Source organism: Caldisericum insulae (genome assembly GCF_047785965.1).
In the GTDB taxonomy this organism is placed as follows: domain Bacteria; phylum Caldisericota; class Caldisericia; order Caldisericales; family Caldisericaceae; genus Caldisericum; species Caldisericum exile_A.
Window position 1 is genome coordinate 1 of record NZ_JBLOBF010000032.1, and the last position, 903, is coordinate 903.

Consider the following 903-nt stretch of genomic DNA (forward strand, 5'->3'; position numbering starts at 1 on the left):
GTCCCTTGGTTTATGCTCGTTGACCCAACAGAAAGGTGTAATTATAACTGCATTGGATGTTGGGCAGGTTCCTACGATAGAGCACATGAACTCTCCTTTGAAAGATTTGATAGGTTAATGAATGAAGCAAAAGAACTTGGCATTTACTTCATCGTTGTCTCAGGTGGTGAACCAACAATATATCCTCATCTTATAGATATATTTAAAAAGCACAACGATATGACATTTATGTTCTATACAAACGGATCACTAATTACAGAGAAATATGCAGAGCGCCTTGCAGAAGTTGGTAATGCAGTGCCATGCATTAGTGTTGAAGGCTTTAAAGAAAAAACAGATTGGAGAAGAGGAGAGGGTGCATGGGATAGAGTAATTAAAGCAATGGATAACCTAAAGAAGGTAAAAGTTCCCTTTGGATATTCTGTTACCGAAACAAGTAAAAACATTGAAGAGGTTCTTTCAGATGAATTTGTTGACTTTATGATTGATAAAGGCGCAAAGATTGCATGGTACTTCCAGTATATTCCAACAGGAAAAGACCCCGATATAACTCTTATGCTTACACCAGAACAGAGGCTTTACTCATATAAAAGAATCCATGAGATTAGGGCAACCAAACCACTTTTTGCAGCGGACTTTTGGAATGACGGACCTTACACAGGCGGTTGTCTTGCAGGTGGAAGGAGATATCTTCACATTACGGCAGATGGTGGCATTGAGCCATGCGCATTTATACACCTTGCACAGGGAAATATCAATGAAATAAGTTTAAAGGAGGCACTTCAACTTCCGTTCTTTAAAGAGATACAGAAACTTCAACCATATTCGGATAATCTATTACGACCTTGTATGCTTGTTGATAATCCTCAAGTATTTAGAAAGATTGGTTCCCTTCCTGGTGTA

1 protein-coding gene is annotated in these 903 nt (G+C 38.6%); it reads left to right on the top strand.

What is annotated here, in order from left to right:
- The coding region (locus ACMV0E_RS08070) for a radical SAM/SPASM domain-containing protein (RefSeq protein ID WP_416085869.1) at positions 1 to 903 on the top strand (903 nt) is incomplete at both ends.